Raw genomic sequence first — 15152 nt, forward strand, 5'->3', positions numbered from 1 at the left:
CCGCCCGCGACGCCGTGGTAAACCACTATCGCGCGGGGATTGGTATGCCAGTACTGTCAGACGTGACTGAGTTCGCGCCGGCCCTTCGTTTTGCTTCGGAGGCGACGCCTTTGAAGAAGTCATTCCGCTGCTTCGGCGAGTCCGATTCAGCCCCGCTGCAGCACAATTCCGCAAGATTCCCTGCTTCACGCACAGAATTCGGCGGCGATTCATGACCGCCATGTTCGCCGGCAATCGGCAAGTTCAATCCAACAAAAAGGAGACGACATGCTTTCAGGAATCCAGGTGCTTCGAGCGGCGGCGACCGCGGCATTCACGCTATGCGCAAGCGCGGCTTTCGCGCAGGCAACGATCGTTTCCGGGCCGTCCAGCGATCCCACATGCATGGTCCCCTGGAAGAGCGACACGAAGTACATCAAGTATCCGAAGAAGAACGGGCCCTACCGGATCGCACTCGTGAACGGCTATATCGCGAACACCTGGCGCATCCAGATGATCAAGACGGCCAAAGCCTATGCGGCACAGCCGGCCGTCGCCGCGAAGCTCAAGGAGTTCAAGGTCGTCTCGACCGGCGAGGACGTGCCGGCGCAGATTTCGGCCGTCAACAACTTCATCGATGCCGGCTATGACGCGATCATCGTGGACGCGCAGAACCCCACCTCGTTCGGCCCCGCGATCCGCCGCGCGAAGAACGCCGGCGTCGTGCTGATCGCGTTCGACAACATCCTCGACAGCGAAGACGCGATCAACGTCAACGTCGACCAGTACGGGCTCGGCGTGCTGTGGGCCAAGTGGCTCGCGAACCACCTGTCGAACGGCGGCAAGGTGCTCGAGGTTCGCGGAGTGGCGGGCACGTCGGTCGACACGGACCGGCACAATGGTTTCATGAAAACGTTGGACGACACCGGCAAGAAGTGGAACGTCGTGCAGGTCTACGGCAAGTGGGACGACGGGGTCGCGCAAAAGGCCGCCGCCGACGCGATCGCCGTGCAGGGTCATTTCGATGGAATCTCGGCGCAAGGCGGCGACACGGGCGTCGTGCGCGCGATGATCGATGCGAAGCATCCGTTCGTGCCCTTCGGCGGCGAGACGGAGAACGGCTTTCGCAAGTTCTGCGCGCAGTATGGCGGCCAGGGCCTGAAGTGCACGTCGGCCGGCACCGGTCCCGCGCAGGTGGCGGTAGCGATCAAGACGGCGCTCGCCGCGCTGGACGGCCAGACGGTCCCGGTCTCGATCAAGCTGCCGCTAGACGTCACCGACGATTCGAAGCTGAAGTCGGGCGTCAACTATTTCCCGAACGACTCCGACAACTTTTTCGTCGGCAACTCGTTTCCGACTTGCGGCATCAATTTCTCCGCGCAGGAGATCATGAAGCAGACCCAGGGCAACCAGTGATCGGATGATGGCCGGAATGTGACGGGAGACGAAGCATGCCGCAGGATGCAGCGCAGCCGGTCTTTCAGATGTCTGGCGTGTCGAAAAGCTACGGCGGCGCGGTCGCGCTGGATCACGCCGAGCTCACGGTGAAGAGGGGCCGCATTCACGCGATCCTCGGCGAGAACGGCGCGGGCAAGTCCACGTTGCTGAAGGTGATGTCCGGCGTCGTGCAGCCCGACGAGGGCACGATGCACTACGATGGCAGGCAGGTCGCGTTCGCATCGCCGGCCGAGGCGAACGCAGCCGGCATCGTCTGCGTGTATCAGGAGCTGTCGCTCATTCCCGACTTGAGCGTAGCCGACAACATCTTCGCTTCGAACCCGCCGCGACGTTTCGGCATGATCGACCGCCGGGCCCAGCGGCGCCAGGCCGAGGAGGCGCTCACCCGAGCGGGCGCCGCCGACATCAATCCGCTTGCAAAGGTCCGGGACCTGCCGCTGTCGCGCCAGCAGATGGTCGAGCTTGCCAAGGGGCTGGCGCACGAGCCTCGCATCCTGATCCTCGACGAAGCCACGTCGGCGCTGACCGCGGCCGACGTGGCGCGCGTGATCGAGGTGCTCAAGCGCCTGCGCGACGAGGGGCTCGCGCTGCTGTTCATCTCGCACCGGATGCACGAGGTGAAGGCGCTCGCTGACGAATGCACGGTCTACCGGAACGGCCGTCATGTAATGAGTTTCGAGGCCGGCACGCGCACCGACAACGAAGTCGTCGAGATGATGATCGGCCGCAAGTACCAGCACGTGTTCCCGGCCAAACCCGCCAACGGACGCAGCGCCGCTCCGGTTCTCGCGTGTCGCGATCTCGCGTGGAGCGACACGCTGCAAGGCATCAGCTTTTCGTTGAAGCCCGGTGAAATACTCGGCCTCGGCGGCCTCGACGGACAAGGCCAGCGCGAACTGCTGCTCGCGCTGTTCGGCGTGTTGCGCGGGTGCGCGGGCACGATCGAGGTCGATGGCAAAGCGGTGTCGATCGGCAGCCCGAGGGCCGCGCGCGCCAACGGAATCGGCATGGCGCTGATCCCGGAGGACCGCAAGACCGAAGGCCTGATGCTGCCGATGTCGGTGCGCGAGAACCTGTCGTTTGCCGCGCTCGATCGCATGTCCAGCGCCGGCGTAATCGATCGCGACCGCCAGCAGTCGCTGGTCGACCGGATGATGGAGTTGCTCGCGATCAAGTCGTTCAGCATCGATGCGCCCGTGGGCTCGCTGTCGGGCGGCAACCAGCAGAAGGTGGTGATCGCGAAGTGGCTGGTCCGGCAGCCGCGGATTCTACTGCTCAGCGACCCGACGCGCGGCATCGACGTCGGCACCAAGCAGGAGCTCTATCAGCTGCTCAGACGCCTCGCCGACGAAGGCGCGGCGATCGTGTTCTATTCGACCGACTACGACGAGCTGATCGGCTGCTGCGACCGCGTGCTGGTGCTGTACGAAGGCAGGATCAAGAAGGAACTCGTCGGCTCGGCGATCACCGAGCAGAACCTGATTGCGAGCGCACTGGACCTGCCCGTCGGACAGGTTTCGCCTTCCACGGGAGTCGCGCTATGAGCGGGCTGCGTTACTGGTATGCGGAGAATCGCGGGGCGGTGTTCGCGTTCGGCCTGTTCGTGCTGATGTTCGCGATCTACCTGCTCAACTATCCGTCCGCGTTGTCGGCCAACGTGTTTCAGACCGCAGCGAACAAGGCGGTGCTGCTCGCGCTCGTCTCGATGGGACAAGCGCTCGTCGTGCTGACGGCCGGCATCGACCTGTCGATCGGCATGACGCTGGTGCTGACGAATTGCATCGGCTCGTGGATCGTCACCGGCGACGCGCTGCACAGCGCGCTCGGCATCGCAGGCGTGCTCGCGGCCGGCGCGCTGTGCGGCGCGCTGAACGGCGTGATCATCATTTTCGGCCGGCTGCAGCCGATCGTGACGACGATCGCGACGAGCGCGGTCTTCTACGGACTGGCGCTGCTGCTGCGCCCCGTGCCCGGCGGCTCGATCAACGAGAACCTCGCCGACGCACTGACCGGCAAGGTCGCCGGCGTGCTGCCGGCGAGCCTGCTGATTCTGCTCGCCGCCACACTGCTCGTCTGGGTACCTTTCAAACGCTCGGCAATCGGGCGCGCGGCGTACGCGACCGGCTCGTCCGAACCGGCGGCGTTTCTGTCCGCCATGCCGATCCGCCGCGCAAAGTTCGCGAGCTATACGCTGGCCGGCCTGCTCGCCGCGATCGGCGGCCTGTTTCTGACCTTCTTCACCGACACCGGCGAAGCGAGCCTCGGCAGCGCCAACTCGTACACGCTGTTTTCGATCGCCGCGGTGGTGATAGGCGGCGTGTCGCTGCTCGGCGGCAAGGGCAGCGCGATCGGCGCGATCTTCGGCGCATTCGCGTTTCGCTCGATCGGTGACCTGCTGTTCGTATTCAACGTCGATGCGCTGTGGCAGCCGCTATTTCAGGGTGTGATTCTTCTGCTCGCCGTCGCGATCGGCGCATGCGGGCTGTTCAGGGTACGCAATCGTCTGGAGTGGTTTCAATGAGCCACGTCTCGGCAAACGGCCGCAGCACGTTCGTGTCGAAGCTCACGCGCAGAGTCGACAAACCGATCGTGATCGCGTTCGCGTGCATCGTCGCGCTGCTGCTCGTCGGCGGAATGTTTTCGCGCAGCTTCACGTCGCCGGAGTACATCCTGCTGCAACTGAAGGTCGGCGCTTTCCTCGGCATCATCGCGACCGGCCTGATGATGGTGATCCTGCTCGGCCACATCGACTTGTCGCTGCCGTGGACGATCACGGTCGGCGCAATGATGGCGTGCGCGGTAGCGGGACACGGCGAACTCGGACAGATTCTCGCGATTCCGGTCGGGATCGGTTGCGGCGTGCTGATCGGCGTCGTCAACGGCATCCTCGTCGCGCTGCTGCGCATTCCGTCGATGATCGCCACGCTCGCGACCAATGCGGTCGCGCAGGGCATCATGATCGTCTATACCGGCGGATCGTCGCCGCAGGATTCCGCGCCACAGGTGATGCGATGGCTCGCCGCGGGCTGGCTCGTACCGGGCGTGCCGAATGCCGTTGCGCTGTGGGTGGTGATCGGCGGCGCCACGGTGTTCCTGCTGTCGCGGACGATCTTCGGGCGCACGCTGTACGCGATCGGCAATACGGAGCGCGCCGCGTATCTGTCCGGCATCAATACGCGGCTCGTGACCGTGGCCGCATTTGCGGTGTGCAGCGGGTTCGCGGCGTTCGGTGGCGTATTGCTGGCCGGCTATGCATCGAAGGCAGCTCAGTCGATGGGCGATGCCTACCTGCTGCCGGCGATCGCGGCAGTCGTGCTCGGCGGCACGTCGATTCTGGGGGGCCGAGGCTCATACCTGGGCACCGTGGCGGGCGCGATTCTGATCACGCTATTGCAGTCGATCCTTTCAGTCGCGCAGATGCCGGAAGCGGGACGTCAGATCATCTACGGCGTGGTGATAGCGGCGATGCTGCTGCTTTATGGACGCAGCAAGCGGGAAACCTAGGCCACGGCCACGCTCATCCATGCGCATCCACCCACGCGCGCGCCCAATCGAGGCCTGCATGGTGGGCTTCTTCCTCGCTATCGAATAGTCCGAGAATGCCCGATGCTTCGACCAGCTTTCCGCCCCGGGTGATGGTTCCGCTCGCCGCATAGCGCTCCGGTTGCAGGATGCCCTCGCCTTCCTGCTGAAGGATGGCATGCCCCCACAACGTGTACCCGTCGTAGTCGCTCGTTTCCATTAGCCCCCGACCCCTGCGGTTGCGGCGCGAGTGGGCATGCGATGCGCATTCTCTTCGAGTGTCATTAACGGCGGAATCTCCGACATGTCCGGTTTTACCGTCGGCGTGGTCTGCTGCATGTGGCGCGCGGTAGCAATAGTCATAGAAATGACGACGCAAAAAATATAGCACCGGATAGCGCTTCAGTGGTGGCGACCATCGGGGCGTCGCGCATGTAGTCGGCGTGGCCAATGGTTCGATTCGACGAAGGAACGTTTCGTGCGAGCGCTACAGCATCCCCGGTTTCCCGACGATCAACCGCATGCAATCTCCCCCCGACAGACGCAGTTCGTCCCGCGCCGCACAAGGCAGTACGCCCGCTTCATCGTCGCAGCCTGCGCGCTCATGGGCCGCCGATCTCGGACCGGGGCTGGCAAGTCTCGGTTGCGATAACGACCCCAGCGGCATCGCCACCTATTCACTCGCGGGCGCGTGGTACGGCTACGACATGCTGTGGACCTGCGTACTGTCGTATCCGTCGATGGTTGCGCTGCAACTGGTCTCGGCGCGTGTCGCGGCCGTCACGGGACACGGCCTGACGGCGAACATGCGCGCGCACTATTCGCCGGTGTTCTTCTATTTCGCCGTGGCGCGCTTCGTGATTGCGAACACGCTGAACATCGCGGTCAATGTGATGGCGATGGCCGTAGTCATCCAACGCTTCACGCATGGGCCGCTTTGGCTGCCGACACTTGCATGCGGTTGCACGTCGATCGCGCTGCAATGGTTCATTCCGTATGCGCGCTATGCGCAGGTGCTCAAATGGTTGATGCTGCCGATGTTCGCGTATGTCGGCGTGCTGCTGATCGTCGATGTGCCGTGGCACACGGTCGTGCTGCGCTCTCTGGTGCCACACGTCGAGTGGAAAGAAGATTTCGTGACCATGCTGATGGCCGTGCTCGGTACGACGATGAGTCCGTATCTGCTTTTTTCGCAGGCCGAGCAGGAAGCTCAAGAAGAACATCGGCAGCACGAACAGCACGCCGCGCGCGGCGACCGTCGTTCGTCAGAGCAGCTTCGCCGATTGCGCAATCAGACCTTGATACGCACCGCGCTATCGAGCGTGGCGGCTTCGTGCATGATGATTGCGGCTGCGGCGACGCTGCATGGCGCACAGACGCAGCCCGGCGAGCCCACGGAGCTTTCGCGAGCGCTCGAACCGCTCCTGAAGGGCTATGCCGGCCCCCTGCTCGGGCTTGCGCTGGTCGGCTCGGCGCTGCTCGCACTACCTCCGCTTGCCGGTTCCGCTGCGCAAGCGGTCGCGAGTTCGTTCGACTGGCCCCGCGGCAAACAACGTGATCGGCGCATTGCCGTTTTGCTCGTTGCGCTCGCGGGACTGGGGACGCTGCTTGGTCTCGCGCTCGGCCTATGGCGCGTCGATCCTGTCAAGGCGCTGTACTGGAGCGCCATCGTCAACGGTATGACGATTACGCCCGTGCTGGTGCTTCTCGTGCTGCTGAGTGCGAAACGCGAAGCGGTCGGCGAAATCGTCGCGCATTGGTCTTTACGCGCGCTCTGCTGGCTCGCGACCCTGACCACCGGCGTGGTCGTGGTCGCGCACTTCGTGCTCGACGCAGTAGAGCGTATGTCGCGATGAGACCGGGCTACTTCAGGCTTCGTAGATGTTCAGCGAGGCGCGCGAACATCGCGTCGCATCGGTTCAGTTGTTCGACCGTGATGAACTCATCAGGCTTGTGGCCCTGATCCATGCTGCCGGGTCCACAGACCACGGTTGGAATGCCCGCCTGCGTGAACAGTCCGCCTTCCGTGCCAAAGGCGACCGTTTCGTATTCTTCCGATCCGCTCAACATCGCGAGCAGGCGTGCCGCGTCGCTATCGGGCGAAGTCGCGAGTCCAGGATACGCATTCAGCATCTGCACACGGACATCGGTATCGGGCTGCACCGCGCGCATCTTCGGCAGCAGTTCGGTTGCCGCGTAGCTTTGCAGTTTGTCCACCACCCTGTTGGGATCGAAGCCCGGCACGCCGCGCACTTCAAAATCGAACTCGCATTCGGCGGGCACGATATTCAGCGCGCGTCCGCCCTTGATGACACCGGTCTGCACCGTCGAGAACGGCGGATCGAAACGCGCGTCATGGTGTTCCGGCTGCGCGAGTTCGTCGCCGATCTGCTCCAGCCGGTGGATCAGCCGCGCCGCGTACTGGATCGCGTTGACGCCCTGCGGCGCGTACGCGGAATGACATGCCGCGCCCTTCACGTGGCAGCGCATCGCGAGCTTGCTCTTGTGGCCGAGCACAGGTTTCAATTCGGTCGGCTCGCCAATTAGACACATGCGCGGCTTATGCGCGCGCTTTTCGAGTTCGGCCAGCATCGGCCGCACGCCGAGACAGCCCACTTCCTCGTCGTACGAAAACGCGAGATGCACCGGCACGTCGAGCTTCAGCCTCAGGAATGCGGGCACTGCCGCCAGCACGGACGCGATGTAGCCTTTCATGTCGGCCGTGCCGCGTCCGTAGAGGCGCCCGTCTTTCTCGGTGAGCCGAAACGGCTCCACGGTCCATGCCTGCCCCTCGACGGGCACCACATCGGTATGCCCGGACAGCACGATGCCACCACGGTCTCGCGGCCCGATGGTCGCGAACAGATTCGCCTTGGTGCGATCGTCGTTATGGAATAGCTCGCTTTCCACACCTAGATCCGCGAGGTATTGCTGCACGAAGCCGATCAGTTCCAGATTGGAGTCGCGGCTGACAGTCGCAAAACCAATCAGCCGTTCGAGCAGCGCACGGCTCGACAACTCACTCATCGCCGGGCACTCCGTAGCTCGGCGCCGCGGTCGGATTCAACGCGCGCGCGATGTAGTCCCGCATCTGCGGCCGATACGCTTGCCATAGCGCGTCGAGTTTGCCGATCGGATCGTCATCCGCCCAATCGACACGCAGATCGACGACCGGCCAGACGTGTGTATCGACGATCTTCAAAGCCGCCGAATGCACGGGCCCGGCTTCTCCGCCGGCTTCGACGGCAGCATGCATCGCGTGCAGCAGACGATCGGCAAGCGCGCCTTGCGCGCTCTCGAACGCTTTCACCATCGCGTCGATCACCGGTTTGCCGGCGAGCAGATTACCCGCTGCCACACACTGATTTCCCGCGACGGCGTGATGCACGCCGAGTGCTTCCTTGCCGGTGAACAGCGCGGTTCGACCTTCACTGTCGACCACCGTCACCTGCCGGTACTCGCTCCATTCGCTCGCGCCTAGCGCCCGTTCGAGCGCAGCGTCCGGCGCGATACGCTCGCTTTCGAGCAGATCGAGAATCTGCGGGCCCAGCGCGGGCAGCGTCACGTTCTGCGTCGCCACCGCACCGACGCCCGCGCGCACCCACGGACACCTCGCACCTACGGCAATGCTCGACGAACTGATCGCGATACCGAGCTGACCGGTGTTCCCACAGCGTCCGACGATCGAGAATGTCATGGGTGGCTCCTTACCCCTGCACGGGCGTCCAGTTGTCCGGAATCACGGCGATCACGTCGATTTCCATCAGCCATTGCGGCTGGCCGAGCGCGCTGACGCAAAGCCCCGTCGAAATCGGATACACACCCTTCAGCCACTTGCCGACTTCCTGATACACCGGCTCGCGATAACGAGGATCGGTAATGTAAGTCGTCGTCTTGACGATATGCGACAGGTCGCTGCCGGCTTCCTCCAGAAGCTGCCTGACGTTCTTCATCGCCTGCTCGGCCTGCGCGCGCGGATCGCCGAGACCGATCAGGTTGCCGTCGAAATCTGTACCGACCTGGCCGCGCACATAGACCGTATTGCCCGCGCGAACCGCCTGGCAAAGATCGTTATCGAGCGACTGGTTCGGGTACGTGTCCTTCGTATTGAACATGCGGATGCGGGTATGCGTAGGCATCAGTTCACTCCCACTTCTTTGGTCTTCGGCGCGTGCGATGCGTCGCACGCGGTATCGGGTGCATTCGCGCCATGCACGCCGCGCGCGTCCTGCTCACGCTGCGACGCGTCGCGATAGGCGAGGTATTTGCGCTGCGTGACGATGTGATCGGCGATGTGCTTTGCGTCGTGCCAGACGCCCCAGATAAACGACGACGCGCGCCGCGACAACCACGGCAGGCCGAGGAAATACACGCCAGGTTCCTTCGATACACCGCGCTGATGCTGCGGCTTGCCTTTATCGTCGAACGCGTTCACGTGCAGCCAGCTGAAATCGACCGCATAGCCGGTGGCCCAGATGATCGTGCTCACCCCCGCCTTGTGCAGATCCAGGTCCGGCAGCGGATGCGTGACGCACTCCGGGTCCGGTGGAATCAGGCGTGCGTCGGGGTCTTCCGGCAGGTCTACGCCGTTGCGCTCGATGTAGTCGTCGGCGGTGTCGAGTAGCGACATCAGGTACTCGTCGCCACGCTTCAGATTGACGGCGAGGTCCGGTTCGAAGGTCACAACGCGATTCGCGAACGATTTCGTCGTGCCGACGAGCGTCATGCCGCGATGCGCAAGCCGGCGAAAATCGATGGTCTGGCCGCCGTACGCGCCGCTGACAGCGATGGTCACATGCTCGCGTCCCGGCACGGCGACTTCCTTGTCCCATTCGCCGAGCACACCCAGCCACCAGCAGAAATCGCGACCGCGATAGGCGCGCGGCGGACGGTCATGCGCACCGACGGACAGATATACCTTGCGGCCCGCGCGTTGCAGTTCGTCGGCGATCTGCACGCCGGACGACCCCGCGCCCACCACGAGCACCGCGCCTTCGGGCAGTTGCTCAGGGTTCCGATAGTGGGCCGAATGAAGCTGCGTGAGCTCGAGGTCCTGTGGCGCGATGGGGGGAATGACGGGACGCTGGAACGGCCCGGTCGCAACGACGACGCGACAGGCTTCGATCGTGCCGTCGGACGTTGCGACCGCAAAGCCTGCCCGGCCCTTCAGACGCTCGACGCTCGTGACTTCGACGCCGGTGCGGATCGGCGCATTGAACTTGCGCGCATAGGCTTCGAAGTAATCGGCGACCTGATCCTTGCCGGCGAAGCCATCGGGATCGAGTCCTTCGAACTCCATATTAGGGAAGCGGTCGTGCCAGGCGGGACCATTGGCGACCAGTGAATCCCAGCGGCAGGTACGCCAGCGTTCCGCGATGCGGTCGCGCTCCAGCACGAGATGGGGCACGCCGAGTTTGCTCAGATGTTCGCTCATCGCCACGCCAGCCTGACCCGCGCCTATGACCAGCGTGTCGATCGACAGTTTTTCAGCCGCCATGGCCTTCTCCTTCTGAAATGCGCTCTGGATTCGGGTCTCTCGGTCGGACAGAATGTACGCCGCGCGGCGGGCAACAAAAACTATATTTTAAAAATGCTTTGCATCGTTTTTCGCTATGCAAGCGACAATTGTCGAGCGACAATCGATTCGACCGAACACGGAGCAATTGATGGACGGCACCTCGATCCGCTACTCGTTGCGTCAGCTCAGGTATTTTGTCGTCACGGCCGAAACGCTTTCCTTCACCGCCGCGGCAAAGCGGCTGCATATCTCTCAGCCGTCTATCTCGACATCGCTCGCGGATCTGGAGGAATCGTTCGGCGTCCAGCTGTTCATCCGCCATCACGCGAGCGGCTTGTCGCTCACGCAGCCGGGCCGCGATCTGCTCGGCCACGCTCGCAATCTGCTTCAGAACGCCGAAGAATTACAGCTGACCGCGACCGAAATCGACGGCGGCATGTCGGGCTCCATCTCGCTCGGCTGCATGGTGTCGCTGGCGCCGCCGCTGATGCCCGGCATCATCAGCCGCTTCGTGCAAGATTATTCGGCGATCACCTTCCGTACCACGGAAGCGCATCAGGACACGCTCTTGAGCGGCCTGCACGACGGCTCGCTCGATATCGCGCTGACCTACAGCCTCGATATCACCGATGGAATCGCGTTTACCCCGCTGCTTTCGCTGCCACCGTATGTCATCCTGCCCAAAACACACAGGCTTGCACGGGCACGCCAGGTGTCGCTGGCCGATCTGCTGCCAGAGCCTTATGTGATGCTGGATCTTCCGCATAGCCGCGAGTACTTTTCCGCGCTGTTCGACGCGGTCGGCAGCCGGCCTACCGCGGCGTTCCGCTCGTCACAGCCTGAAGTGGTGCGTGGCATGGTCGCCAACGGCTTGGGTTACAGCATACTCAACTTCCCGCTGAAGTCGACCCGGACCGTGGACGGCGAAGACTTCGTGATTAAACATTTCAGGGAGAGTGTCAATGCGACGACGCTTGGCATTGCGCTATCGGCCGCCGTCAAGCCGCGCGAGGTGGTGAAGCGCTTTTCGGCATTCTGTGAAACGTATATCCGGCGTCTGCGCATCGGCTAACAGGAGCCCGGAAGTGTCACTGCATAGCCACGTGCTATGCACTGCATGCAAAAACAATATTTTACCTAGTAATTTGGATTGTTAGATTGGTGCTCATCGGATGCAAACACTGATGGGGGCCCCTATGTCAGCCATTCTTCAGTCGACGGACACTGAGCTCGACATCGTTCACGCGCTGCGCGAGAACTGCGAGCGTCCGTTCGAGGATGCACACGCGATGCCGCCGGCCGTCTACACGTCGGAGGCGTTTCTCGCGCTCGAACAGCGTGACGTGTTTCGCAACGAGTGGTTGTGCGTGGGCCGCGCGAGCGCGCTGGCACAGACCGGCGACTACCTGACCGCGCAGATCGACGACCAGCCGGTGTTCGTGCTGCGCGATGCGAGCGGCGCGTTGCGCGCATTCTCTAATGTTTGCCTGCACCGCATGTCGGTATTGCTCGAAGGGCGCGGCAACGTGCGCCGGATCGTGTGTCCGTATCACGCATGGAACTACACGCTCGATGGCGCGCTCGCGGGCGCGCCATTGATGGATCAGCAGCCGGGCTTTTGCAAGGACCAATACAGGCTGCCTGCCGTGCGCTGCGAGACGTGGCAAGGCTGGATCTATGTGACGCTCAACACGCGCGCGCCTGCGGTGGAATCGCATTTGTCCGAGCTGACGAAGCTGATCGCGCCGTACGGCATGGGCGACTACGTCGAGACCTTCCACGAAGAGCACGTGTGGGACACCAACTGGAAGATCCTCGCGGAAAATTTCATGGAGAGCTACCACCTGCCGATGCTGCATCGCGCAACGGTCGGACCGCACTCGAAGCTCGAAGAAATGGAATGTCCGCCGGGTTTGGCGGCGTTCAACTATCACTGGATCACCAAGGAAGCATCGCTGCCGATCGGCAACGCGCATCCCGCCAACACGCGCCTGCAAGGGCACTGGCGTCGTACCACCGCGCTGCTGGCGATCTACCCGACCCACCTGATCACGCTGACCCCCGGCTACTTCTGGTATCTGATCCTGCAGCCGCGGGGCGTCGGCCGCGTGCATATCCGCTTCGGCGGCGGCCTCGCGCCGGAATTCGTCGACGATCCGCGCGCCGCCGACTACATGGCGACGCTCAAGACGCTGCTCGACGAAGTCAACGCCGAGGACCGGCGCGGCGTCGAGGCGGTGTTTCGCGGCGTGCACGCGCCACTCGCGAAGCCCGGCCACCTGAGCCCGCTCGAACGGCCGAATTACGACTTCGCCCGCTATCTGGCGGGACGCGTGGGCCCGACGTGATTCGCCGCCCCACGTAGACCGCCAACACTCTGCCGAGATGCCCATGTCAAGCCAACCATTTATCTCGTTCGACGGCGTCAGCAAGTCATACGACGGCGTGCATAGCGTCGTCGAGGGACTCGATCTCGACGTCGGGCACGGTGAATTCGTTTCGCTGCTCGGTCCGTCCGGTTCCGGCAAGACCACGACACTGATGATGCTGGCGGGATTCGAATCGCCGACCCGCGGCGAAATCCGCCTTGCCGGCAAGCGTCTGGACGACAAGCCGCCGCATCGGCGCGATATCGGCATGGTGTTTCAGAACTATGCGCTGTTCCCGCACATGACGATTGCCGAGAACGTCGCGTTTCCGCTGTCCGTGCGCAAGGTGAGCCGCAGCGAACAGAAAACGCGCGTGACGCGCGTGCTCGACATGGTGGAGTTATCGCATCTGGCGGGGCGGCGGCCGTCGCAACTGTCGGGTGGCCAGCAGCAGCGTGTCGCGCTGGCTCGCGCGCTGGTCTTCGAGCCGAGCGTGGTGCTGATGGATGAGCCGCTCGGCGCGCTCGACAAGCGCCTGCGCGAAACCATGCAATACGAAATCATGCGGCTGCATCGCGAACTGTCGCTGACGATCGTCTATGTGACCCACGACCAGAACGAAGCACTGACGATGTCGAACCGCGTCGCCGTGTTTTCCGATGGACGCATCCAGCAGGCCGCCACGCCGACCGAGCTCTATGAAAACGCGGCAAACGCATTCGTTGCCAATTTCGTCGGCGAGAACAATGGACTGACCGGTCGCGTCAATTCCGACGGCGGCGAATGGGCCGCGATGCAGCTGGCCGACGGCAGCACGGTGCGCGGACGACCAGGCGCCGGGCTCGCGTCAGGCGACGCGGCGGTGCTGGCGCTGCGACCCGAGCGCGCGCACATTGCCGCGACGCCGGAAGCCGTGCAGGAAGCGACACGACAGAACATGAACGTCGTGCACGCGCTGGTCGAGGAACTCGTCTACTGCGGCGATCATCATCGCGTGCATCTGAAGCTCGGCCACGGCGAAAGCATGGTCGTCAAGGTGCCGAACACGCAGCATCATGATCTGCCCGCACTCGGCCGTCAGACCGCCGTGACCTGGCGACGCGACGACTGCAAGGTGCTGCCCGCGATGGCGGCCGCGCCGAAATCCTCCGCCGTGTCCGGCGGCGCCGATTATTCCACTGTTGCCGTTCCCTCGTCCGCCTCGCCACTTATCGCAGGAGCCAACTAGAAATGAAGACCACGTTCTCGTCATTCCGGACCACCCTCGGGGCATGCGCGCTCGGGCTGTTTGCCACAGCCACGGTTCACGCGGCCGACACGATTTCCGTCGTCACCTTCGGCGGTGCGTATGAAGCGGCCGCGAAAAAAGCATGGTTCGAACCGTTCACCGCGAAAACCGGCAACCAGTTTTCCACCGAGTCCTACGATGGCGGCCTCGCCAAGTTGCAGGCAATGGAGCAGTCGAAGAACCCGACCTGGGATCTGATCGACCTCGAAACCAACGACGCGATCACCGCTTGCGACGAAGGCCTGATCGCCAAGTTCGACAAGAAGGCCCTCGGCAACACCAGCGACTTCCTGCCGGGCTCGATCAGCGATTGCGCCGTCAGCGCGATGGTGTGGTCCACCGTCTATGCGTACGACAGCAGCAAGCTGAAAACCGCGCCGACCACCATCAACGATTTCTTCGACCTGAACAAGTACCCCGGCAAGCGCGGCATGCGCAAGTCGCCGAAGGTCGCGATGGAGTGGGCGTTGATCGCCGATGGCGTGGCGCCCAAGGACGTCTACAAGACGCTCTCCACGCCCGCCGGCGTCGACCGCGCGTTCAAGAAGCTCGACACGATCAAGCCGAGCATCGTCTGGTGGGAAGCGGGTGCGCAGGCGCCGCAGCTGCTCGCCGACGGCGCGGTCGTAATGACCCAGGCGTACAACGGCCGTATCGACGACGCCGTGCACAAGGACAAGAAGCCGTTCAAGATCGTCTGGGATGCGCAGGTGTACGACTACGAATGGTGGGCCGTGGTCAACGGTGCGAAGCATGCCGACGCGGCGCAGAAGTTCATCGTCGCATCCTCGACGCCGCAGGCCTATGCGGACCTGTCGAAGTACATCGCTTACGCGCCGCCGCGCAAGGACGCCATTCCGCTGATCGACAAGGCGCGTCTGAACGATCTGCCGACGGCGCCGGAGAACTTCAAGCGTCCGCTGCAAATCAACGCGACGTTCTGGGCCGACAACGCGGATGCGATCAACAAGCGGTTCCAGAACTGGCTGACGCAGTAACGCCGGATCGAACGAACGTC

General features: G+C 63.4%; 14 protein-coding genes. 9 read left to right on the forward strand and 5 right to left on the reverse strand.

Annotated features, from left to right (window positions below):
- The first annotated feature begins 267 nt into the window (after window positions 1-267).
- The 4 genes from AB3X95_RS09955 to AB3X95_RS09970 are packed head-to-tail and all read left to right on the forward strand — an operon-like array spanning window position 268 to window position 4941.
- The gene (locus tag AB3X95_RS09955; protein ID WP_013093653.1) at window positions 268-1395 is read left to right on the forward strand and encodes a sugar ABC transporter substrate-binding protein; all 1128 of its coding nucleotides are present in this window, start codon (window positions 268-270) and stop codon (window positions 1393-1395) included.
- 35 nt (window positions 1396-1430) lie between these two features.
- The gene (locus tag AB3X95_RS09960; protein ID WP_368621219.1) at window positions 1431-2981 is read left to right on the forward strand and encodes a sugar ABC transporter ATP-binding protein; all 1551 of its coding nucleotides are present in this window, start codon (window positions 1431-1433) and stop codon (window positions 2979-2981) included.
- Window positions 2978-3958, forward strand: a complete 981-nt coding sequence (locus AB3X95_RS09965) for an ABC transporter permease (RefSeq protein WP_368621220.1) — start codon at window positions 2978-2980, stop codon at window positions 3956-3958. Before AB3X95_RS09960 ends, AB3X95_RS09965 begins: the two co-directional genes overlap by 4 nt.
- Window positions 3955-4941 carry an ABC transporter permease gene (locus AB3X95_RS09970; RefSeq protein WP_176122009.1) on the forward strand — a complete coding sequence of 329 codons (987 nt, stop codon included), beginning with the start codon at window positions 3955-3957 and terminating at the stop codon, window positions 4939-4941. Before AB3X95_RS09965 ends, AB3X95_RS09970 begins: the two co-directional genes overlap by 4 nt.
- Window positions 4942-4954: 13 nt before the next feature.
- Here AB3X95_RS09970 and AB3X95_RS09975 read toward each other — a convergent pair whose 3' ends face one another.
- Window positions 4955-5179: a hypothetical protein gene (locus AB3X95_RS09975; protein WP_176111200.1), complete on the reverse strand. Its 225-nt coding sequence runs from the start codon at window positions 5177-5179 to the stop codon at window positions 4955-4957.
- Window positions 5180-5480: 301 nt separating this feature from the next.
- Here AB3X95_RS09975 and AB3X95_RS09980 point away from each other — a divergent pair, with 301 nt between their 5' ends.
- Entirely contained in the window at window positions 5481-6815 is a 1335-nt protein-coding gene (locus AB3X95_RS09980) for an NRAMP family divalent metal transporter (RefSeq protein WP_368621221.1), read from the forward strand.
- A gap of 7 nt (window positions 6816-6822) precedes the next feature.
- On the opposite strand, the gene argE is transcribed toward AB3X95_RS09980, so the two are convergent.
- Genes argE through AB3X95_RS10000 form a run of 4 tightly spaced genes read right to left on the reverse strand, consistent with a single transcriptional unit; the run spans window position 6823 to window position 10456 of the window.
- Window positions 6823-7986, reverse strand: a complete 1164-nt coding sequence (argE, locus tag AB3X95_RS09985) for an acetylornithine deacetylase (RefSeq protein ID WP_368621222.1) — start codon at window positions 7984-7986, stop codon at window positions 6823-6825.
- On the reverse strand, window positions 7979-8656 hold the full coding sequence (locus tag AB3X95_RS09990) for a DUF1028 domain-containing protein (protein WP_368621223.1): 678 nt from the start codon (window positions 8654-8656) through the stop codon (window positions 7979-7981). Before AB3X95_RS09990 ends, argE begins: the two co-directional genes overlap by 8 nt.
- 10 nt (window positions 8657-8666) lie before the next feature.
- Window positions 8667-9098 carry a RidA family protein gene (locus tag AB3X95_RS09995; RefSeq protein WP_176378218.1) on the reverse strand — a complete coding sequence of 144 codons (432 nt, stop codon included), beginning with the start codon at window positions 9096-9098 and terminating at the stop codon, window positions 8667-8669.
- Complete coding sequence (locus AB3X95_RS10000) at window positions 9098-10456, reverse strand: flavin-containing monooxygenase (RefSeq protein WP_368621224.1); 1359 nt, start codon at window positions 10454-10456, stop codon at window positions 9098-9100. Before AB3X95_RS10000 ends, AB3X95_RS09995 begins: the two co-directional genes overlap by 1 nt.
- Window positions 10457-10625: 169 nt before the next feature.
- Here AB3X95_RS10000 and AB3X95_RS10005 point away from each other — a divergent pair, with 169 nt between their 5' ends.
- From AB3X95_RS10005 to AB3X95_RS10020, 4 genes are all read left to right on the forward strand, one after another.
- Window positions 10626-11549 carry a LysR family transcriptional regulator gene (locus tag AB3X95_RS10005; protein WP_176378220.1) on the forward strand — a complete coding sequence of 308 codons (924 nt, stop codon included), beginning with the start codon at window positions 10626-10628 and terminating at the stop codon, window positions 11547-11549.
- Window positions 11550-11673: 124 nt separating this feature from the next.
- A complete protein-coding gene (locus AB3X95_RS10010) occupies window positions 11674-12825 on the forward strand; it encodes an SRPBCC family protein (RefSeq protein ID WP_176122003.1) in 1152 nt (383 codons plus the stop codon).
- A 43-nt stretch (window positions 12826-12868) separates the two neighbouring features.
- Entirely contained in the window at window positions 12869-14074 is a 1206-nt protein-coding gene (locus AB3X95_RS10015; RefSeq protein ID WP_176111208.1) for an ABC transporter ATP-binding protein, read from the forward strand.
- 2 nt (window positions 14075-14076) lie between these two features.
- Window positions 14077-15132, forward strand: coding sequence for an ABC transporter substrate-binding protein (locus AB3X95_RS10020; protein WP_176122002.1), 1056 nt, complete (start codon window positions 14077-14079; stop codon window positions 15130-15132).
- Window positions 15133-15152: the final 20 nt, after the last annotated feature.

It is taken from the genome of Paraburkholderia sp. BR13444, from assembly GCF_040948755.1.
GTDB classification, from domain to species: Bacteria; Pseudomonadota; Gammaproteobacteria; order Burkholderiales; family Burkholderiaceae; genus Paraburkholderia; species Paraburkholderia youngii.

Coding starts and splice junctions, on each gene's coding strand:
- AB3X95_RS09955 (WP_013093653.1), top strand. CDS start 268: ATGCTTTCAGGAATCCAGGTGCTTCGAGCGGCGGCGACCGCGGCATTC.
- AB3X95_RS09960 (WP_368621219.1), top strand. CDS start 1,431: ATGCCGCAGGATGCAGCGCAGCCGGTCTTTCAGATGTCTGGCGTGTCG.
- AB3X95_RS09965 (WP_368621220.1), top strand. CDS start 2,978: ATGAGCGGGCTGCGTTACTGGTATGCGGAGAATCGCGGGGCGGTGTTC.
- AB3X95_RS09970 (WP_176122009.1), top strand. CDS start 3,955: ATGAGCCACGTCTCGGCAAACGGCCGCAGCACGTTCGTGTCGAAGCTC.
- AB3X95_RS09975 (WP_176111200.1), bottom strand. CDS start 5,179: ATGGAAACGAGCGACTACGACGGGTACACGTTGTGGGGGCATGCCATC.
- AB3X95_RS09980 (WP_368621221.1), top strand. CDS start 5,481: ATGCAATCTCCCCCCGACAGACGCAGTTCGTCCCGCGCCGCACAAGGC.
- argE (WP_368621222.1), bottom strand. CDS start 7,986: ATGAGTGAGTTGTCGAGCCGTGCGCTGCTCGAACGGCTGATTGGTTTT.
- AB3X95_RS09990 (WP_368621223.1), bottom strand. CDS start 8,656: ATGACATTCTCGATCGTCGGACGCTGTGGGAACACCGGTCAGCTCGGT.
- AB3X95_RS09995 (WP_176378218.1), bottom strand. CDS start 9,098: ATGCCTACGCATACCCGCATCCGCATGTTCAATACGAAGGACACGTAC.
- AB3X95_RS10000 (WP_368621224.1), bottom strand. CDS start 10,456: ATGGCGGCTGAAAAACTGTCGATCGACACGCTGGTCATAGGCGCGGGT.
- AB3X95_RS10005 (WP_176378220.1), top strand. CDS start 10,626: ATGGACGGCACCTCGATCCGCTACTCGTTGCGTCAGCTCAGGTATTTT.
- AB3X95_RS10010 (WP_176122003.1), top strand. CDS start 11,674: ATGTCAGCCATTCTTCAGTCGACGGACACTGAGCTCGACATCGTTCAC.
- AB3X95_RS10015 (WP_176111208.1), top strand. CDS start 12,869: ATGTCAAGCCAACCATTTATCTCGTTCGACGGCGTCAGCAAGTCATAC.
- AB3X95_RS10020 (WP_176122002.1), top strand. CDS start 14,077: ATGAAGACCACGTTCTCGTCATTCCGGACCACCCTCGGGGCATGCGCG.